The organism is Massilia sp. CFBP 13721, from assembly GCF_014842025.1.
Lineage (GTDB): Bacteria > Pseudomonadota > Gammaproteobacteria > Burkholderiales > Burkholderiaceae_D > Telluria.
Map to the genome: position 1 here is coordinate 194,628 of NZ_JACYUY010000005.1, position 17,745 is coordinate 212,372.

Annotated in this window: 14 protein-coding genes; 2 read left to right on the plus strand and 12 right to left on the minus strand. The window is 65.6% G+C overall.

Going from position 1 to position 17,745, the window contains the following annotated elements:
* Positions 1-141 precede the first annotated feature (141 nt).
* From IFT60_RS06910 to uvrA, 5 genes are all read right to left on the minus strand, one after another.
* On the minus strand, positions 142-1,362 hold the full coding sequence (locus tag IFT60_RS06910; RefSeq protein WP_192050929.1) for a hybrid sensor histidine kinase/response regulator: 1,221 nt from the start codon (positions 1,360-1,362) through the stop codon (positions 142-144).
* Entirely contained in the window at positions 1,359-1,994 is a 636-nt protein-coding gene (locus tag IFT60_RS06915; RefSeq protein WP_229510720.1) for a chemotaxis protein CheB, read from the minus strand. Before IFT60_RS06915 ends, IFT60_RS06910 begins: the two co-directional genes overlap by 4 nt.
* On the minus strand, positions 1,991-2,821 hold the full coding sequence (locus IFT60_RS06920) for a CheR family methyltransferase (RefSeq protein ID WP_192050931.1): 831 nt from the start codon (positions 2,819-2,821) through the stop codon (positions 1,991-1,993). The genes IFT60_RS06915 and IFT60_RS06920 overlap by 4 nt, the downstream gene beginning before the upstream one ends.
* A 7-nt stretch (positions 2,822-2,828) precedes the next feature.
* Positions 2,829-6,308, minus strand: a complete 3,480-nt coding sequence (locus tag IFT60_RS06925; protein WP_192050933.1) for a response regulator — start codon at positions 6,306-6,308, stop codon at positions 2,829-2,831.
* Between the two features lie 111 nt (positions 6,309-6,419).
* Complete coding sequence (gene uvrA / locus IFT60_RS06930; protein ID WP_192050935.1) at positions 6,420-8,987, minus strand: excinuclease ABC subunit UvrA; 2,568 nt, start codon at positions 8,985-8,987, stop codon at positions 6,420-6,422.
* Positions 8,988-9,242: 255 nt separating this feature from the next.
* On the opposite strand from uvrA, the gene IFT60_RS06935 reads away from it, so the two are divergent.
* Positions 9,243-9,728: a MarR family winged helix-turn-helix transcriptional regulator gene (locus IFT60_RS06935; RefSeq protein ID WP_192050937.1), complete on the plus strand. Its 486-nt coding sequence runs from the start codon at positions 9,243-9,245 to the stop codon at positions 9,726-9,728.
* Positions 9,725-10,564 (plus strand): CPBP family intramembrane glutamic endopeptidase, encoded by an 840-nt coding sequence (locus IFT60_RS06940; protein WP_192050939.1) that lies wholly within the window; start codon positions 9,725-9,727, stop codon positions 10,562-10,564. The genes IFT60_RS06935 and IFT60_RS06940 overlap by 4 nt, the downstream gene beginning before the upstream one ends.
* Positions 10,565-10,569: 5 nt before the next feature.
* On the opposite strand, the gene IFT60_RS06945 is transcribed toward IFT60_RS06940, so the two are convergent.
* The 7 genes from IFT60_RS06945 to IFT60_RS06975 all read right to left on the minus strand — a co-directional run bounded on the left by IFT60_RS06945 (position 10,570) and on the right by IFT60_RS06975 (position 17,555).
* Positions 10,570-11,868, minus strand: coding sequence for a glycosyltransferase (locus IFT60_RS06945; protein WP_192050941.1), 1,299 nt, complete (start codon positions 11,866-11,868; stop codon positions 10,570-10,572).
* A gap of 25 nt (positions 11,869-11,893) precedes the next feature.
* Positions 11,894-12,961, minus strand: coding sequence for an SDR family oxidoreductase (locus tag IFT60_RS06950; RefSeq protein WP_192050944.1), 1,068 nt, complete (start codon positions 12,959-12,961; stop codon positions 11,894-11,896).
* Between the two features lie 75 nt (positions 12,962-13,036).
* Positions 13,037-13,429: a VOC family protein gene (locus IFT60_RS06955; protein ID WP_192050947.1), complete on the minus strand. Its 393-nt coding sequence runs from the start codon at positions 13,427-13,429 to the stop codon at positions 13,037-13,039.
* A gap of 22 nt (positions 13,430-13,451) precedes the next feature.
* A complete protein-coding gene (locus IFT60_RS06960; RefSeq protein ID WP_192050949.1) occupies positions 13,452-13,988 on the minus strand; it encodes a pyridoxamine 5'-phosphate oxidase family protein in 537 nt (178 codons plus the stop codon).
* Between the two features lie 117 nt (positions 13,989-14,105).
* Positions 14,106-14,510 carry a GFA family protein gene (locus IFT60_RS06965; RefSeq protein ID WP_192050951.1) on the minus strand — a complete coding sequence of 135 codons (405 nt, stop codon included), beginning with the start codon at positions 14,508-14,510 and terminating at the stop codon, positions 14,106-14,108.
* Positions 14,511-14,809: 299 nt separating this feature from the next.
* The gene (locus IFT60_RS06970; RefSeq protein WP_192050953.1) at positions 14,810-15,274 is read right to left on the minus strand and encodes a cyanophycin metabolism-associated DUF1854 family protein; all 465 of its coding nucleotides are present in this window, start codon (positions 15,272-15,274) and stop codon (positions 14,810-14,812) included.
* A gap of 1 nt (position 15,275) precedes the next feature.
* On the minus strand, positions 15,276-17,555 hold the full coding sequence (locus tag IFT60_RS06975; protein WP_192050955.1) for a cyanophycin metabolism-associated ABC transporter: 2,280 nt from the start codon (positions 17,553-17,555) through the stop codon (positions 15,276-15,278).
* Positions 17,556-17,745 lie beyond the last annotated feature (190 nt).

Consider the following 17,745-nt stretch of genomic DNA (forward strand, 5'->3'; position numbering starts at 1 on the left):
TCGATTAATTTCTACTATCGCGAGGAGACAACAAGCCCGGCCGTGGCTGGCAGGGCTGTCAATCTCGCAAGAGACTTGTCAGTTTGCGGGAAACGCGCGGTCTTTGCAACCGCGCGCTAATTGAATGCGGGCTGGTTCGACTCAGGCGGAGACCGGGGTGCAGGCCACCGCCACGTCGCACGGCAGCGCCAGGCTGAAGGTCGAACCCTGCCCCGGCGTGCTCGTCACCGTCAATTCGCCGCCATGGGCCGTGGCCAGCTGGCGCGAAATGTAGAGGCCCAGGCCCAGGCCTTTCGGCTCGCCATTGCGCGCGCCGCGTTCGAACGGCTGGAAGATGCGTTCGACGTCTTCCGGCGAAATGCCCTTGCCCTGGTCGATGACGTCGATGCGGGCGCACTTGCCCTCCACCACGACGCGCACCTCGACATTGCAGCCGCCGCCGTAGCGCAGCGCATTGGTCAGCAGGTTGACCACCACCTGCTCGATGCGGAACTCGTCCCAATAGCCGCTGACGGGCGCGTGCGGCGCCAGCGAAATGGCGCAGCCGCTGGCGGCAGCCTGCAGCGACAGGTCGCTCACTACGCGTTCGAGCATGCCGATCAGTTCGACCTGGGCCGGACGCACCGACAGCGTGCCGTTGCGCATGCGGGTGACGTCGAGCATGTCGTCGATCAGGCGGATCATGGCCTTGATCTGGCGCTCGTCGCGCTTGATCATCGCCCCCATCTGTTCGCCGGCAAAGGCTTGCAGATTGCCGCGCTTGAGGTGCAGGGTGCGCATCTGCGTCTCCAGGAACAGCGTGTTCAGCGGCGTACGCAGCTCGTGCGCGACCAGCGACATGAACTCGTCGCGCATGCGCAGGGACCGCTGGAGTTCGGCCTGGGTCGCGTTCAATTCCTGCAGCAGGACTTCCTGTTCGCGCCGGCTCTTTTCCAGCGCTTCCATCTGGCGCCGCGTCTCGCGCCGCTGCTGGTCGAGCGCGACGAACACGTTGACCTTGCCGCGCACCGCGTCCGGGTCGAGCGGCTTGTACAGGAAGTCGACCGCACCGGTCTCGTAGCCCTTGAAGGCGTAGTTCAGCTCGCGTCCGGCGGCCGAGACGAACACGATCGGGATGTGGCGGGTGCGCTCGGTGCCGCGCATCAGTTCGGCCAGTTCGAAGCCGTCCATGCCCGGCATCTGGACGTCGAGGATGGCCAGGGCGAACTCGTGCTCGAGCAGCAGCGCCAGCGCCTCGTCGCCCGAATGGGCGTGGAAGACCAGGCGCTGTTCGTCGCGGATCAGGGCGTCGAGGGCGCGCAGGTTGTCGGGAAGATCGTCGACGATGAGGAGTTTGCTTTTGCTTTGGTTTTGGACGTTCATATTCTTGTCTCCAGCTGGGGCAGCAGCGCGCGGATGGCGGCCAGCGGCAGGACCAGGTGCGGGGCGCATTTGCGGATCGCTCCGTCGGGCATGGCGCTCGCCTGCGCTTCGCGTGGGTCCTGCACCACCGTCAGGCCGCCGCGGCGCCGGATGCGTTGCATGCCGTTGGCGCCGTCGGTATTCGCGCCGGTCAGCAAAATGCCGGCCAACCCGTCGCCGTAGGCGTCGGCGGCCGATTCCATCAGCACGTCGATGGCCGGACGCGCATAGTGTACGGGCGGCTCGCAGCTGATGGAAAAAACACGGTCCTGTTCGATCGACAGGTGGTAGCCGGCGCCGGCGAAATATACGGTGCCGCCTTCCACCGGTGCCTTGTCGACCGCTTCGCGCACCGGCAGCGACAGGCGCGCGCCGAACAGCTCGGCCAGGCGGCTTTCGCGGTCGGCGGGCAGGTGCAGGATGCACACCGTGGCCGGTTTGAAGTCGGGCGGCAGCGCCGGCAACAGCTCGACCAGCGCATCGACGCCGCCGGCCGAAGCGCCGATCACGATCGCCTCGATGCTACGGCCCGCCAGGGCAGCCTCGATCGACTGCATGTCAGACTGCACGCGCACCCCGGCCGCCGCGCTCATACCCCCGCCTTGCGGAAGATGCGTTCGCGCCGGGCGACCGACTCGAAACGATCGGCATGGTTCGAAAAGTCGATGCTTTCCTTGCTGCCCAGCGCCAGGAAACCGCGGTGGCAGAGCGACTCGTGGAACAGGCCCAGCACCCGGTTCTGCAGGCGCCGGTTAAAGTAGATCATCACGTTGCGGCAGCTGATGAAATGGGTTTCCGAGAACACGCTGTCGGTGGCCAGGCTATGATCGGCGAAGGTCACGTTTTCGACCAGGTGGCGCTCGAACAGGGCGCCGCCGTAGGCCGCCGTGTAGTAATCGGAAAACGCACGCTTGCCGCCCGCCTTCTGGTAGTTCTCGGTGTAGAGGCGCATGCGGTCGAGCGGGAATACGCCACGCCGCGCCGCGTCCAGCGATTGCGGGTTGATGTCGGTCGCGTAGATCAGGCTGCGCTCGAGCAGGCCTTCCTCGTGCAGCAGGATCGCCAGCGACCAGACTTCCTCGCCGGTGCTGCAGCCGGCTACCCAGAATTTCAGCGACGGATAGGTGCGCAGGTGCGGCACCACCTGGGTGCGCAGCGCCTCGTGGTACTCAGGGTCGCGGAACATCTCGGTGACGGGAATGGTGAGGAATTGCAGCAGCCGCGCGAACGCTTCCGGCTGGTGCAACACTTTGGCCTGCAGCTCGGAGACGGTCGCGCATTCCATCTCGCGCAGGGCCACCAGCACGCGCCGCTTTTGCGACGCGCCCGTGTAGTCGCGGAAGTCGTAGTTGTACTTGAGGTAGACCGCCTCGACCAGCATGCGCAGCTCGATGTCGACGTCGTCGATCGGATGTTTCATAGGATGATTACACCCGTTCCATGGTCGGCATCCACACCCGCAGCAGCGAATACAGGCGTGCCAGGTCGATCGGCTTGGCCAGGTAATCGTTGGCGCCGGCGGCCAGGCACTGTTCCTGGTCATCCTTCATCGCCTTGGCGGTAATCGCGATGATCGGCAGGCGGTTGAAGCGGCCATCGGCGCGGATGCGGCGCGTCGCTTCCAGGCCGTCCATGCCCGGCATCATCACGTCCATCAGCACCAGGTCGATGCCCGGCACTTCGTCGAGCTTGGCGATCGCCTCGAAGCCATTCCTGCCCACTTCGACGTTGGCGCCGCGCTGCTCGAGCGCGGCGGTGAGGGCGAACACGTTACGCACGTCGTCGTCGACCAGCAAGATGGTGCGGCCTTCGAACACGCGGTCGCGCCCGCGCACGGTTTTCAGCATGTGCTGGCGCTCGCTCGAGAGTTGCGATTCCACCTTGTGCAGGAACAGCGTCACTTCGTCGAGCAGGCGCTCGGGCGAGCGCGCGCCCTTGATGATGATCGAGCGCGAATATTTCATGAGCTCGGCCTCCTCGTCGCGCGTCAGGTTGCGCCCAGTGTAGACGATGACCGGCGGGAAGGAGAACAGGTCTTCATGCGACATCTGTTCCAGCAATTCCTTGCCCTGCATGTCCGGCAGCTTGAGGTCGATGATCATGCAGTCGAAGATCTCGGTGCGCAGCAGCGCCAGCGCTTCCTCGCCCGAGCCGACGGCGTCGATTTTGACGTCTTCGTCGGCGATGAGCCTGACCACGCTGTCGCGCTGGCGTTCGTCGTCTTCGACCAGCAGCACGCGCTTGATCTGCTGCGAACTCTTTTGCTGGAGTTTACGGAACACGTCTTCCAGTTCTTCGCGGCTGGTCGGCTTCAGGGCGTAGCCGATCGCGCCCAGGTGCAGCGCTTCGCCGGCATTGTCCATGCTCGAGACCACGTGCACCGGGATGTGGCGCGTGGCCGGATTGTCCTTCAATTGCTGCAGCACCGACAGGCCCGAGCTGTCCGGCAGGCGGATGTCGAGCAGGATCGCATCCGGGCTTTCGCTGGCGGCCAGTTCCAGGCCTTCGCCCGCCGTCAGGCCGACCAGGCAGCGGTAGTCGAGGTCGTGCGCGAGGTCGAACAGGATGCGCGCGAAGTCGGGTTCGTCCTCGATCACGAGCACGGTGCGCACGCCGTCGGCCGGGCGCGCGCGGTCGTCCGGGAACGAGACCGTCGCCGCGGCTTGTTCCTTCAGTGCGGCTGGCGCCGGTGCAGATACAGGCGCAGGTGCCGGACGGGCCGGACGTGGCTGCGGCGCGGCCGCACGCGGCGCCGGCGGTGCCGCCGACACCATGCCGTTCCTCGGCATGCTCAAAGTAAAGGTACTGCCCTCGCCCGGCGTACTCGACACCACCAGGGTGCCGCCCAGCAGGCTGGTCAGGTCGCGCGAAATCGACAGCCCCAGGCCGGTACCGCCGAAGCGGCGGTTGGTCGTACCATCGGCCTGGTGGAAGGCTTCGAAGATGCGTTCCTGCTCTTCGGGCGCGATGCCGATGCCCGAATCGACCACCGTGAACTGGACCCAGCCTTCGTCCGTGCCGCTCACCGTCAGGCTGACCTCGCCCTGCTCGGTGAATTTGACGGCGTTCGACAGCAGGTTCTTCAGCACCTGTTCCAGGCGCTGGCGGTCGGTGTGCAGCGTGGCCGGTACGTTCGGCTCGACGGTGAGCGTGAAGCGCAAATCTTTTTGCTTGGCCAGCGGCTCGAAGGTGCGTCCCATGCCCTCGACGGTGCGGCGGATCGGCAAGTCTTCCGGCATCAGTTCCAGCTTGCCGGCTTCGACCTTCGAGATGTCGAGGATGTCGTTGATCAGGTGCAGCAAGTCATTGCCGGCCGAATAAATCGTCTGGGCAAAGCGAACTTGCTCTTCGTTCAGGTTGCCCGGCACATTATCGGACAGCAGCTTGGCCAGGATGAGCGAACTGTTCAATGGCGTGCGCAGTTCGTGCGACATGTTCGCCAGGAATTCCGACTTGTAGCGGCTGGCGCGTTCCAGGTCGAGCGCGCGTGCGCGCAACTGTTCCTGGGCTTCGGTCAGGGCCGCGTTCTTCATGTCCAGGTTCAGGGCTTGCTCGGCCAGCTGGTCGTTGGTTACCTCGAGTTCGGCCTGCTGGTTTTCCAGGCTGCTCTGCGATTCTTCCAGCGCACGCGATTGTTCTTCGAGTTCCTCGTTGGCAGTACGCAGTTCTTCCTGCTGTACCTGCAGCTCCTCGTTCAGGGCCTGGCTTTCCGACAGCGCATCCTGCAGGCGCTGGCGGTACACCACCGCGCCGACCGAGGCCCCGACGGCGTCGCCGACCAGTTTCAGGAATTCGATGTCGCGCTCGCGCACCGGGTGCAGGAAGCCGATCTCCATCACGCCCTTGACCTTGCCGAAATTGTTGAACGGCGCGATCACGATTTCGCGTGGTGCCGTCTCGCCCAGGCCGGACATCACCTTGATGTAATCTTCGGGCAGTTCCTTCACGCGGATCAGGCGGTTTTCGTTGGCGGCCTGGCTGGCCAGCGAGGCGCCCGGCTGGATGACCTTGGCGCGTTCCTCGTCGTTCGAGAAGCCGTAGGCGCCGATGCGGCGCAGCACGCCCTCTTCATTACGGAAATACATCGCCGCCACCGAACCGCCGAGGTAGCGCACCACGTGGTCGAGCACGGCCTCAGCCAGGCTTTCCAGGGAATTGAGGCCGATGCTCTTTGCCGCCAGTTCGGTCTGGCCGCTGCGCAGCCAGCTCAGGTGGCGCAGTTCGGCATTGTGCTGGTTTTCGTGCTGGAGGATCTCGTCGTAGTTCGACGACAGGCGCACCAGTTCGCGCCGGCCAAAGGCGGCCAGCAAGCCGCCCACCACCAGCGTGAACAGCAGGAACGACCCGACCGACCAGGCGATCACCGAGCGCGCCTCTTCGCCGCGCTCGACCAGCAGTGCGTTTTCGCTGTTGCCGAAGGCGGCGAACTGGGCGCGCATGTCGTCGGTCAGGCTCTTGCCGCGCCCGCTGAGGATCGTCTGCAGCACGTCCTGCTTGTTGCGGCGGCGGTCGATGACTTCGTTGGTGAACTTGAGCCACTCGCCATAGGCCCCGCGCACCCGGTTCAGGCGGTCGGCCTGGGCCTGGTTGTCCTCGACCATGCGCAGCAGGGAATCCAGCTCGACGTCGACCTTCGGCTTGGCCACCGTATACGGCGCGAGGAAACTCTCGTCGCCCGAAATCACGTAGCCGCGCATGCCGGCCTCCATGTCGGCCACGAGCTTGCTGGCTTCGTTGGCCTTGCCGATGACTTCCTGCGAATGCTCGACCCAGTTCAGCACGCTGACCAGGTAGGCGATGACCGCCACGAAGACGGCCGCGCTGAGCACCGAGAGGCCGAGCGGCAGGGCCACGTTGCGTGTCAGGATGCGGCGGAACTGGGAATTGTCGAGCGAGGTGCCGGTCATGAATTGCGATAATCTTAAGAAAAAAGTTCTTAAGTGTAACGCAATTGTCACCTTGCCGGGCGCTTCAACCGTGCGCTGCCCAGCCAGCGCAGCAGCGTCGCGACAACATATTTACGCGGGCAGATAAGGACGTAAATACGGCGCTGTCCGGCTCTTCGCCGCGCGCGCCACCGTTTCCGGCGGACCGGCCACGACCACGGTGCCGCCCTCGTCGCCGGCGCCCGGCCCGATGTCGATCGCCCAGTCGCAGGCGGCGACTACGCGCATGGTGTGCTCGACCACGACCACCGTGTTGCCGGCGTCGACCAGGCGCTCCAGTTGCAGGATCAGGCGATCCACGTCGGACGGGTGCAGTCCGGTGGTCGGCTCGTCCAGTATGTACAAGGTGTTGCCGCGTCCGGTGCGCTGCAGTTCGGTCGCCAGCTTGATGCGCTGCGCCTCGCCGCCGGACAATTCGGTGGCCGGCTGGCCCAGGCGCAGGTAACCGAGGCCCACCTCGCGCAGCACTTCCAGCGAACGTTCGACCAGCGCTTCGCCCGCGAAGAACTCGGCGGCGGCGTCGACCGTCATGCCCAGTACCTCGGCGATGTTTTTATCTTTATAGGTCACTTCCAGCGTCTTGGCGTTGTAGCGCGCGCCGGCGCAGACCGGACAGGGCGCGTACACGCTCGGCAGGAACAGCAGCTCGACCATGACCGAACCCTCGCCGGCGCAGTTCTCGCAGCGGCCCTTGGCGACGTTGAACGAAAAACGGCCGGCATCGTAGCGGCGCGACTTGGCCATCTTGGTCGCGGCGAAAAGTTTGCGTACCTGGTCGAACAGGCCGGTGTAGGTGGCCAGATTCGAGCGCGGCGTGCGCCCGATCGGTTTCTGGTCGACCCGCACCATGCGCCGGATCGCCTCCATGCCGGACACGATGCGCCCTTCCAGCGGCATGGCCGCTTCCTGTTCCAGGTCGTCGGTTTCTTCCATCTCGAGCGCCGTGGTTCCCTGCCCCAGTTCACGCGCGACCAGGTCGACCAGCACCTGGCTCACCAGGCTCGACTTGCCGGAACCGGACACGCCGCAGACGGCGCTCAAGACGCCGAGCGGGAATTCGACCTTCAGCTTGTCCAGGTTGTTGCGGGTGACGCCTTCCAGGCGCAGCCAGCCGGCCGGTTCGCGCCGCGTGCGCCGTTGAACCGGCGCCTCGTCGAACAGGTAGCGCCGCGTCTGCGACGCTTCGATCTTTTTCAGTCCTTCCGGTTCGCCGCTGTAGAGCACCTCGCCGCCCTTCTCGCCGGCGGCCGGCCCGACGTCGACGATCCAGTCGGCACGCCGGATCACGTCGAGCGCGTGTTCGACCACGAACAGCGAATTGCCCGAGGCTTTCAATTGATCGAGCGCGCTCAAGAGCGCCTCGGTATCGGCCGGGTGCAGGCCGGCCGAGGGTTCGTCGAGCACGTAGACGACGCCGAACAGGTTCGAGCGCACCTGCGTCGCCAGGCGCAGGCGCTGCAGTTCGCCGGGACTAAGCGTCGGCGTGCTGCGCTCGAGCGCCAGGTAACCGAGGCCCAGCGCCAGCAGCACGTCCAGGCGCGCGACCAGGTCTTCGGCGATGCGCTGGGTGACGATCAGCTGTTCCGGATGCAGCTTGGCGCGCGCCTTGTCTTCGACCGCCTTGCCGGTCGCATACGGGGCGAGCATGTCGTGCAGGCGCGCCAGCGGCATGCGCGAAATGTCGGCGATGTCGACCCCGCCGAAAGTGACCGACAGCGCTTCCTGGCGCAGGCGCTTGCCGCGGCAGAGCGGACACTCGGTGCTGACCATGTAGCGCGCCACGCGCTTCTTCATCGAAGCGCTTTCTGTGGTGGCGAAGGTCTGCAGCACGTAGCGGCGCGCGCCGGTGAAGGTGCCCTGGTAGCTCGGCGTATCCTTGCGCTTCAGGGCTTTTTGGGTTTCCTCGGGCGTGAGGCCGGCATAGACCGGCACGGTCGGGGTCTCGTCGGTATAGAGGATCCAGTCGCGGTCCTTTTTCGGCAGCTCGCGCCAGGGCGTGTCGACGTCGTAGCCCATCGTCACCAGGATGTCGCGCAGGTTCTGGCCATGCCAGGCCGGCGGCCAGGCCGCCACCGCGCGCTCGCGGATGGTCAGCGAATCGTCCGGCACCAGCGATTGTTCGGTCACTTCATACACGCGGCCCAGGCCCGAACATTCGGGACAGGCGCCTTCCGGTGTATTCGGCGAAAACGATTCGGCATATAGGAGCTCCTGCCCGGCCGGATAGTCGCCGGCGCGCGAATACAGCATGCGCAGCGAATTCGACAGGGTGCTGACGCTGCCGACCGACGAACGCGTGGTGGGCGAACCGCGCTGCTGCTGCAGGGCCACCGCCGGCGGCAAGCCGTCGATCTCGTCGACTTCCGGCACCGGCATCTGGTGGAACAGGCGGCGCGCGTAGGGCGAGACCGATTCCAGGTAACGCCGCTGCGCTTCCGCGTACAGGGTGCCGAAAGCAAGCGAGGATTTGCCCGAGCCCGACACGCCGGTGAACACCACCAGCGCATCGCGCGGGATGTCGAGGCTGACGTCCTTGAGGTTGTGCTCGCGCGCGCCGCGTACGCGTACGTAGCCGGGGCGTCCCTGCCCGCTGTTCGTTTGTCCGCCTGGCACGTGGTTGTCTTCCGCTTTCCGTCGCATTGCCTGCCCTGCCTTGTGCTATCGATGGAAGTATTAAATCGTGCTGGCGGAAAGTTGACGGTGCGTTGACACACGAAGAGGGCCCCACACCGCATCCGGAGGTAGGGTGGTGGGCTCCACCGTGACGTGTGAACAGCGTCACCGCTGGTGTCGCCCACGCGTTCAACCAGCAGCAGAAACCTCGCGCTGCTTACAACCAGACATATGCATCAAAAAAACATATAAGCACTTATGTATTCGCGTTATTATTTCTCCATGAAACAAGGACTCGGAACCCAGTTGCGCCACCTGATCGAATTGCTCGACGGCGCCGTCGCCGCCTCATATGAAGAGGAAGGCATCGACTACCGCCCGCGCTACACGCCGGTGATGCGCGCGCTCGCGAACGGCGCGGCGCTGACGGTCGGCGACATCGCGGCAGCTGCGGGCATCACCCAGCCGGCGGCGACGCAGACGGTAGCGCTGATGCGCAAGCACGACCTGGTCGCCATCGCGCCCTCGCCTGCCGATGCACGCCAGAAGATCGTGCGCTTGTCGAAACGCGGCCAGGCCCTGCTGCCGCGCCTCCAGCGCTGCTGGAGCGCCACTAGTGCCGCTGCCGCCAGCCTCGACGCGGATTTGCCGCACCCGCTCTCCGACACCCTGGCGCAAGCCATCGCCGCACTCGAACAACGTCCGTTCGGCGCACGCATCCGCGCCGCCCGGGCTTCGCTTTTCCCTGACGACAAGGAGCAATCATGATGACCACATCGATGTCCACCCCCTCCCCGCGTTTCAGCGAGCGTCTGCTGGCGCGGCCCTCGGTGCGCGCCGTGCTGGCCCTGCTGTGCGTGCTGATCCCGTTTGCATTGGCCATGGTGCTGACGAACGCAGTCCCCAAGCAGTGGCGCGCCACCTGGCCGCTGCTGCTGGCAGCCGCCGGCGTGGTCGCGGGCTATGCGTTCTACGTGCGCAAGGTCGAACGGCGTGCGCTCACGGAATTATCGACAGCGGGCGCGTGGCGCGAACTGGGCAGCGGGATCGGGATCGGCGCACTGCTGGCGGTGTCCTGCAGCGTCATCCTGCTGGCCAGCGGCGCCTGGTCGGTCACCGGACTGGCTGCGCCCGGCGTGATGCTCAAGCCGCTGCCGGAGCAAATCATGGTGGCCCTGTTCGAGGAAATCCTGTTTCGCGCGGTGATCTTCCGGCTGCTCGAGCAATCGTGGGGCATGAAGACCGCGCTGGTCGGGTCGACGCTGCTGTTCGTGCTGGCGCACATGCCGAACGACGGCTTCAGCCTGCTCGCCGCGACGATGACCGGCGTGGCCTCGCTGGTGTTCACCTTCGCCTGGCTCGTTACGCGGCGCCTGTGGCTGCCGGTCGGGCTGCACTTCGGGTGGAACTATCTGCTGGACGCAGGCATTGCCGTGCCGGTATCGGGCCATGCGGCGCGGGGCTGGGTGCAGGTCGCCGCGAGCGGGCCGGAGTGGCTGACTGGCGGGGCGTATGGGATCGAGGCGTCGGTGGTGACGCTGGTGGCGTGGAGCGTTGTGGGGGTGGTGTTGGCCGTGGTTGCACGGCGGCGGAATGCGCGGTGAGCCAGTTACGCACGCATCCCCCGGCCCGGTGCGGCAACCAATCCCGCCACCGCCTTTACTACTTCCTCGAATCCATCATCCCCCGCGAAATTCCCGGCCACCGCGCGACAGCGCGCCTGCAATCCCTCGTCATCGAACAGCGACGCCAGGCACGCTACCAGCCGCCGCGTGCTCAGGCGCGTGGCCGGTAGCGAGCGCCCCACCCCGAGCGCCTCGACCCGCGCGCCGTTATCGAACTGGTCGTGCGCCAGCGGCACCACCAGCTGCGCGGTGCCGGCATGCAGCGCTTCGGCGGTGGTGCCGATGCCGCCGTGGTGTACCAGCACTGCCACCTGCGGCAGCAAGGCGCGCAGCGGCACGTAGTCCTGCCACAGCACGTGGCGCGGCAGCTCGGCGGGCAGCTGGTCGCGGTGCGGCGTGAGGAAAATCGCACGTTCGCCCAGCAGGCGCACCGCCTCGAGCGCGTGCTGGAAGTAGGCCCGCGCCTGGCGGTTGCCGGTGCCGGGCGTGAACACGAGCGGTGGGCTACCCTGCGCCAGGAACTGCTGCAATTCGCCGGACAAGGCCGCGTGCGGGTCGGGGTCGAACAGGGGAAAGCTGCTGCGCACCAGCGGCTGCGGCCAGTCCGGCTGGGTCGGCGCGAACCAGGGCGGGAACAGGCCGATCGACAGGTCGGCGATCGAGACGATGGCGTCCAATAGCGAATCGACCGGCGCCAGCCCGGCCGTGCGCCGTGCCGCGTTCACGCCAGGCAGCGCGACCGGGTCGACAAAGCGGCCGGCCAGGGTGCGCCACAGCCAGCGGCGCGCGCCGTGCGGCACCCAGCGCGGCACGCGCCAGGGTCCGAGCAGCAACGGGTCGTGCACGGTGGGCAGGTTCGACGGCGCCAGGTAGGCCGCGGCGATGGCCAGTCCGGGACGCGCGGCGCGGCACAGGGCCGCTTCCGGCAATGCCAGCGGATGCACCAACATGGTGCATTTTTCGTCGGGCGGCAGCGTGGCCATGAAGGCGGGAACCTCGGCCATGGCCGGCCGCGTCGCTTCCCAGACGATGCCGAAGCCGCGCGTCGGGTGCCACAGGTCGGGATGGTCAAGCACCGCCGGGTCGGCCGGCAGCCCGTGAAACGGCAGGCCGGCCGCATGCACGAAAGGTTCGTGCTGCACCGGGCCGAGAAAGCTGATCCGGTGCCCGGCCGCGTGCAAGGCCAGCGCCAGGCGCAGGAAGGGAAACAGGTCGCCGGCCGAGCCGATCGTGACCAGCACGACGTGAGGCAGTCGGGAACTGCCTTGCGTGCGCGTGTCCATGGCAGTCAGGCCGCGGCCGGCAACATCAGGGAATCAGGCGTTCGGCGCGCAGGCGGTCGAACAGCTCGAAGAACGAGGCGTCGGTGGCCTGGTAGGCGGCAAAGCCGAGGCGGCGGCTGTTGGCCATGTCGGTCATGACTTCCAGCGGCCGACCCAGGTCGAGGTCGGTGTGCCAGGCCGAAGCCAGGCGGTCGAGCTCGGGTTCGGCCAGGTTGTGGCGCGTCGCGATCTCGCGCCACAGCGGGCCGTCGTTCGCCATCGCCGGTTCCAGGGCCTGGATCTCGCCGCTGTAGCCGGCGGCCTCGACGCCGAAATAAGCCGCCAGTTTCGGCCACAGCCAGCTCCAGCGGAACACGTCGCCGTTGACGATATTAAAAGCTTCGTTCTTCGCCGCGTCGGTATCGGCGGCCCAGACCAGCTGCCTGGCCAGCATGCGTGCATCGGTGACGTCGGTCAGGCCGTTCCACTGCGCGGCCGAGCCGGGGAACTGGAATAGACGGCCGGTTTCCTTGCAGATGGTCGCGTACACGGCGAGCGTGGTACCCATGTTCATGGCATTGCCGACTGCCTGGCCGATGATCGAGTGCGGGCGGTGGATGCTCCAGGTGAAGCGGTCGCGCTCGGCCGCGGCATAGACTTCGTCTTCCTGCGCATAGTAAAAATTATCAAGCGGCAGGCGCGGCTGGCTTTCGCGCAGCGGCGTGTCGGGCAGCGTGCCCGAGCTGGCATAGGCTTCGAATGGGCCGAGGTAATGCTTCAAGCCGGTGACCAGCGCCACGTGGCGCACGCTCTTTTTTGGCGACAGGGCGTCGAGCAGGTTGCGCACCAGGGCGGCGTTGACGCGGATGTTTTCCTGCTCGGTATCCTGGCGCATCCAGGTGGTAATAAAAACGTGGGTCGGGGCGACGTCCGCGAGTGCGGTGGACAGTGCGGCCGGGTCGAGCAGGTCGGCGGCGACGTGGCGGACCTGCGGCAAATCCTTTGGTGCGCGGCGCGACAGGCCGACCACGTTCCAGCCGTTGGCCAGCAATTCACGTGCGACGTGGTTGCCGCCGATTCCCGTGATACCCACTACCAAAGCCGTTCGTTGCATGTGATTCCCCTGCGTTTTCGATGGAACCCATTTTAACTGCGGGTCGCAAACGGGGTGCGCAGGGTTGAAAAACGGTCAATTGCGCGCGGGCCGGCGCGCGTAGCTGTGGGTGAGGATTTCCCAGCGGTGCTTATCGGGCGCGTCCCAATAGACGTTGCGTCCGCCGTGGGCGGTGCCGATGCCGTTGTCGTTCTGCCCGCGCACGTCGGCGCGCCAGCCGATGCCGGCCAGGCGCAGCCGCGCCAGGATGGCGTCGAACTCGGCATCGCCCACCCGGAAGCAGAAGTGCTCGACGGGGAAGGCTTCATCGGTGCTGATGAAGTCGAGCGTGAGCCCGGGGTTGACGTACACGGCCGAAAAGATGCCGAGCGCGGTTTCGTCCCAGGGCACGTCGAGCAAGGAGGCGAGCAGCCGCGCCGACGCCACCCGGTCGCGTGCTGAAACGATCACATGGTCGAGCTCGATCATCCAGCCTCCCCATCGAATAGCGTTAAGGCGTCAGCATGCCCTCGATCGAATCGTCGAGCGTCTTGCCGATGGCCGCGCCGATCAGCATCTTGGCGCCGGCCACCACCTGGCCATGCTTGTTGTCCCAGTAATAGCCTTCACGCGGTACGACCTGGATGACGGTGATGCGCGGGTCGTCCTCGCCTTCGGTGAACCAGGTTTTCAGGATCGGGTCCCACAATTCCTTGATCTTGGCGCGGTCGGTCGACACGGTGGCGATGCCGTCCAGTTCCAGAAAGCCGGCATGGGCGCTGCGCTGGAAAAACAGTTTGACGGCCGGGTCGTGCGCCAATTCGGCATTCGTGTGGCTGTCGCTGGCGCTCAGGAACCACAGGTGGCCGTTGTCGTCGGCTTGCTGCACGCTCATCGGACGCACGCCGCGGCTCTGCCCAGTGCCGCCCGTCGTGCAGAAAAAGCAGGTTTCAATTTCCTTGGCCATGTCGCGGATCAGCTCGCGCGCTTCGGCGCCGGCGAGGTCGCGGTGGTTTTGTTCTGGCTGGTTACGGTTGATCGAATCCATGGTTGGCTTCCATTCAGGTTGGTAATGGCACCAGACTAAGCACGCAGCGCTCGCCGGTCTGTGGGCGGTTTCACCTTGATCCTGTTGAACGCGGGTCAAAGGCAGGTCAAGCAAGAATCACCCCCCGCCCTCCGAACGCGTGCGCGGGTAGGCCGGCAAACCATCGCCGCTATGCATCCAGCTCAGCCGCTCGCCGGCAAAGGTATGGTCGCGCGGCGCTGCGGCTTCCGGGTCGTCGAGACTGGCGGTGGCGATGTCGATTTCGTCGGGCTGGCGGCCATCCTGGTAGCTCAGGGTGGTGCCGCAGGCGGCGCAAAAGCCACGCAGCACCTGCTCGCTCGATCGATAGGTGGCGGGATTGCCTTTGGTAAAACGCACCTGCTCCATGCGTGCGCTGAACCAGGCCACCGCCGGCGCTCCGGCGCTGCGCCGGCAATCGCTGCAATGGCAGAGCGTACTATTGAAGGGTTCGCCGTCGACGACATAGCGCACCGCGCCGCAAAAACAGCCACCTTGCAACATGCTTGCCTCCCGATGTCCGTGAATGGGACCAGCATAAGCCAGGCTGCGGCGGCGTTCAAGCGCAGCACGAATTAGGAATTGTCTGGTTGGGGCGCGGCCCGATGAGACGCAATATGTAGGGTGGAGTCCTGACTCCACGCGGTACAACGCGTGAGGCGCCGATATTCAGGCAATATCGCGCGGCGCATGCATCTCAGGGCGTGGAGAAGACTCGATATGCCGGCCTTGCACCGCGTGGAGTCAGGAGCGGTGCGCCGCCCGCTCCACCCTACGTGTATGCCAGTGCCGGCACAGGTGATTTAAAGGAACCGGTCCAGGATCTTGCGGCTATGCTTGTCGATCTTGAACATGTCCCGTACCAGGAAGTTGATGCCGTGGCTGTCCGCGATCAGCAGCGAGGCCTCGCCCACGCGGCGGATGTCTTCGTCGACTTTCAGCACGAAAGCGGTCTCGCCGCGGTCGGTTTTGACGGTCCAGGTGCAGGGCGTGGCGAAGCTCGACACTTCGCGGATGTGCTCGATTTCGGGAATGAATTCGCGGCCTTCGAGTTCTTCCGTGACGAGATCCCGCACCTGAGCAGGCGCAGTCGCCAGGTCGTCGATCCAGGCCACTTCCTTGCCGCCGTCGCGCACCAGCGAGATGCCGCGCGTGGGCGCCTGGATCGGGAAAGCGCGCACCGGAATCACGCCGACGACGTCGACGCCGTCTTCGCCGGTGAACACCAGTTTGCCGAAGCTGTCGCGGCGCAGTGCAAAAGTGCTCATCTCAATCGTCCTTGTCGTCCATGTCCTGGTCCACGTTGCGCGCCTGCGCTTCGTAGAGGCGGTGGTAGGCGCCTTCGCGCGCCATCAGTTCGTCGTGGCTGCCCTCTTCCACCACCACGCCGCGGTCGAGCACGACCAGGCGGTCGGCGCGGTGCAGCGTGGAGAGCCTGTGCGCGATCGCGATCGTGGTGCGGCCCTGCACCAGGTTGTCGAGCGCCTTCTGGATTTCCTTTTCGGTTTCCGAGTCGACCGAGGACGTCGCTTCGTCCATGATCAGGATCGGCGGGTCGATCAGCAGCGCGCGCGCAATCGAGATGCGCTGGCGCTCGCCGCCCGACAAGCCCTGGCCGCGCTCGCCCACCATCGAATCGTAACCCTGCGGCAGGCGCAGGATGAATTCGTGGGCGTGGGCGGCGCGGGCGGCGGCGATGATCTCTTCGCGCGTCGCGTCCGGCTTGCCGTAGGCGATGTTTTCGGCGATGGTGCCGAAGAACAGGAACGGTTCCTGCAGCACCAGGCCGATGTTGCGGCGGTAGTCGGCCACGGCAAAGCTGCGGATGTCGACGCCGTCCAGCAAAATCGCACCTTCGGCCACGTCGTAGAAACGGCAGATCAGGTTGACCAGCGTGCTTTTACCGGAGCCGCTGTGGCCCACCAGGCCGACCATTTCGCCGGCCTTGATGTTGAGCGAAATGCCGCGGTTGACGGCCCGGTTACCGTAGCGGAAACCCACTTCGCGCAGTTCGATATTGCCCTGCACTTTCGGTACGTTCACCGGATTGACCGGGTCCGGCACGCTCGACACGTGGTCGAGGATGTCGAAGATGCGCTTCGCCGCCGAGGCCGATTTTTGCGTGACCGAGACGATGCGGCTCATCGAATCGAGCTTCACGTAGAAACGGCCGCTGTAGGCGATAAAGGCGGTCAGCGTGCCGACCGTGATGTCGCCCTGCGACACCTGCCAGATACCGAAGATCCAGATCACCAGCAGGCCCAGTTCGGTCAGCAGCGACACGGTGGGCGAGAACAGCGACCAGACCCGGTTCAGCTTGTCGTTGACGGCCAGGTTGTGCTTGTTCGCTTCGCGGAAGCGTGCGGCTTCGCGCTTTTCCTGGGCGAAGGCCTTGACCACGCGGATGCCGGGAATGGTATCGGCCAGCACGTTGGTGACCTCGCCCCAGACGCGGTCGATCTTTTCGAAGCCGGTGCGCAGCCTGTCGCGCACGACGTGGATCATCCAGGCAATGAAAGGCAGCGGCACCAGCGTCACCAGCGCCAGCCACGGGTTCATGCTGAACAGGATCACGCCGGTCATGATGATCAACAACACGTCCGACAGGAAGTCGAGCAGGTGCAGTGACAGGAAGACACTGATCCGGTCCGAGCCGCTGCCGATACGGCTCATCAGGTCGCCGGTGCGCTTGCCGCCGAAATATTCCAGCGACAGCCGCAGCAGGTGTTCATAGGTCGTCGAGCGCAGGTCGGCGCTGATGCGCTCGGACGCGAGCGCCAGCACATAGGTCTTGCCCCAGCCCAGTGCCCAGGCCAGCATCGATGCGCCGAACAGGCCACCCATGTATAGCCAGACGAGCGAGTCGTCGATGGTCTGGCCGTTCTGGTACGGAATCAGCACGTTGTCCATCAGCGGCTTGGTCAGGTAGGGCGGAATCATGTGCGCTGCCGTCGACCCCAGCATCAGCAGGAAACCCACCAGCAGCTGCACCTTGTACGGCCGGGCGAAACGCCACAAGCGGAACAGGGTCCAGGTGGACGGCGGCGTATGCACGACCTTGGCGCAGATCGGGCATTCTTCCTGGTTCGGCTCGAGCGGCGCCTTGCAGCTCGGGCAGGTGTGCTGTTCGGGCGCCAGCACCGGGTTGCCGGTCTCGACGCCTTTGATCTGGTCAGTAAACGCGTCGGCGACGCGGATCGCGTGCAGGTTCTGCCCCAGCGTGAAGCGCCAGGACGCCAGCAAGCCGTGCGGGTCGACCAGTTCGAGGTGGCCGACGCCGGCGTGGTCGTGGTGGCGCAGGACCAGGCCCGGCTTGAACGCCCAGTCGCGCCAGGCGGTTTCCCCGGGTGCGCGCGCCAGCAGGCGGCGGCTGGTGACCACCAGGATGCCCTTCGTGAAACGTAATTTCGTGTCGAGGTCAACCTCCACGCCAGTGAGAACGTTTTCCCCTGGCGCAAGCTGTTTCCGAACGTCATTGTCCCAACCGTCAGGCAGGAAGCCGGCGGCAGCCGCCAGCGAGGTCGGAAGAGCGAGTTGTTGAGTTGTCATTGATGGTGCCGCCCGTGACAGGCAAGTTCTGGATAAGGGAGGTAACGCGGTGACCGGCTCGGCGGTTTACATGGATCAGAGGAAAAGTTCCGCTGCGGGACCGGAGCGGCGCCATTCAGTGCCAATCGGTTGCTCTCAGTTCCTATTTGGCAGAAATCGGCACGGGGCTGTAAGCTTCGGCCCGCAAGTA

Bases quoted from the DNA above. Each gene is read 5' to 3' on its own strand.
- IFT60_RS06910 (WP_192050929.1), bottom strand. From the start codon at position 1,362: ATGAACGTCCAAAACCAAAGCAAAAGCAAACTCCTCATCGTCGACGAT.
- IFT60_RS06915 (WP_229510720.1), bottom strand. From the start codon at position 1,994: ATGAGCGCGGCGGCCGGGGTGCGCGTGCAGTCTGACATGCAGTCGATC.
- IFT60_RS06920 (WP_192050931.1), bottom strand. From the start codon at position 2,821: ATGAAACATCCGATCGACGACGTCGACATCGAGCTGCGCATGCTGGTC.
- IFT60_RS06925 (WP_192050933.1), bottom strand. From the start codon at position 6,308: ATGACCGGCACCTCGCTCGACAATTCCCAGTTCCGCCGCATCCTGACA.
- uvrA (WP_192050935.1), bottom strand. From the start codon at position 8,987: ATGCGACGGAAAGCGGAAGACAACCACGTGCCAGGCGGACAAACGAAC.
- IFT60_RS06935 (WP_192050937.1), top strand. From the start codon at position 9,243: ATGAAACAAGGACTCGGAACCCAGTTGCGCCACCTGATCGAATTGCTC.
- IFT60_RS06940 (WP_192050939.1), top strand. From the start codon at position 9,725: ATGATGACCACATCGATGTCCACCCCCTCCCCGCGTTTCAGCGAGCGT.
- IFT60_RS06945 (WP_192050941.1), bottom strand. From the start codon at position 11,868: ATGGACACGCGCACGCAAGGCAGTTCCCGACTGCCTCACGTCGTGCTG.
- IFT60_RS06950 (WP_192050944.1), bottom strand. From the start codon at position 12,961: ATGCAACGAACGGCTTTGGTAGTGGGTATCACGGGAATCGGCGGCAAC.
- IFT60_RS06955 (WP_192050947.1), bottom strand. From the start codon at position 13,429: ATGATCGAGCTCGACCATGTGATCGTTTCAGCACGCGACCGGGTGGCG.
- IFT60_RS06960 (WP_192050949.1), bottom strand. From the start codon at position 13,988: ATGGATTCGATCAACCGTAACCAGCCAGAACAAAACCACCGCGACCTC.
- IFT60_RS06965 (WP_192050951.1), bottom strand. From the start codon at position 14,510: ATGTTGCAAGGTGGCTGTTTTTGCGGCGCGGTGCGCTATGTCGTCGAC.
- IFT60_RS06970 (WP_192050953.1), bottom strand. From the start codon at position 15,274: ATGAGCACTTTTGCACTGCGCCGCGACAGCTTCGGCAAACTGGTGTTC.
- IFT60_RS06975 (WP_192050955.1), bottom strand. From the start codon at position 17,555: ATGACAACTCAACAACTCGCTCTTCCGACCTCGCTGGCGGCTGCCGCC.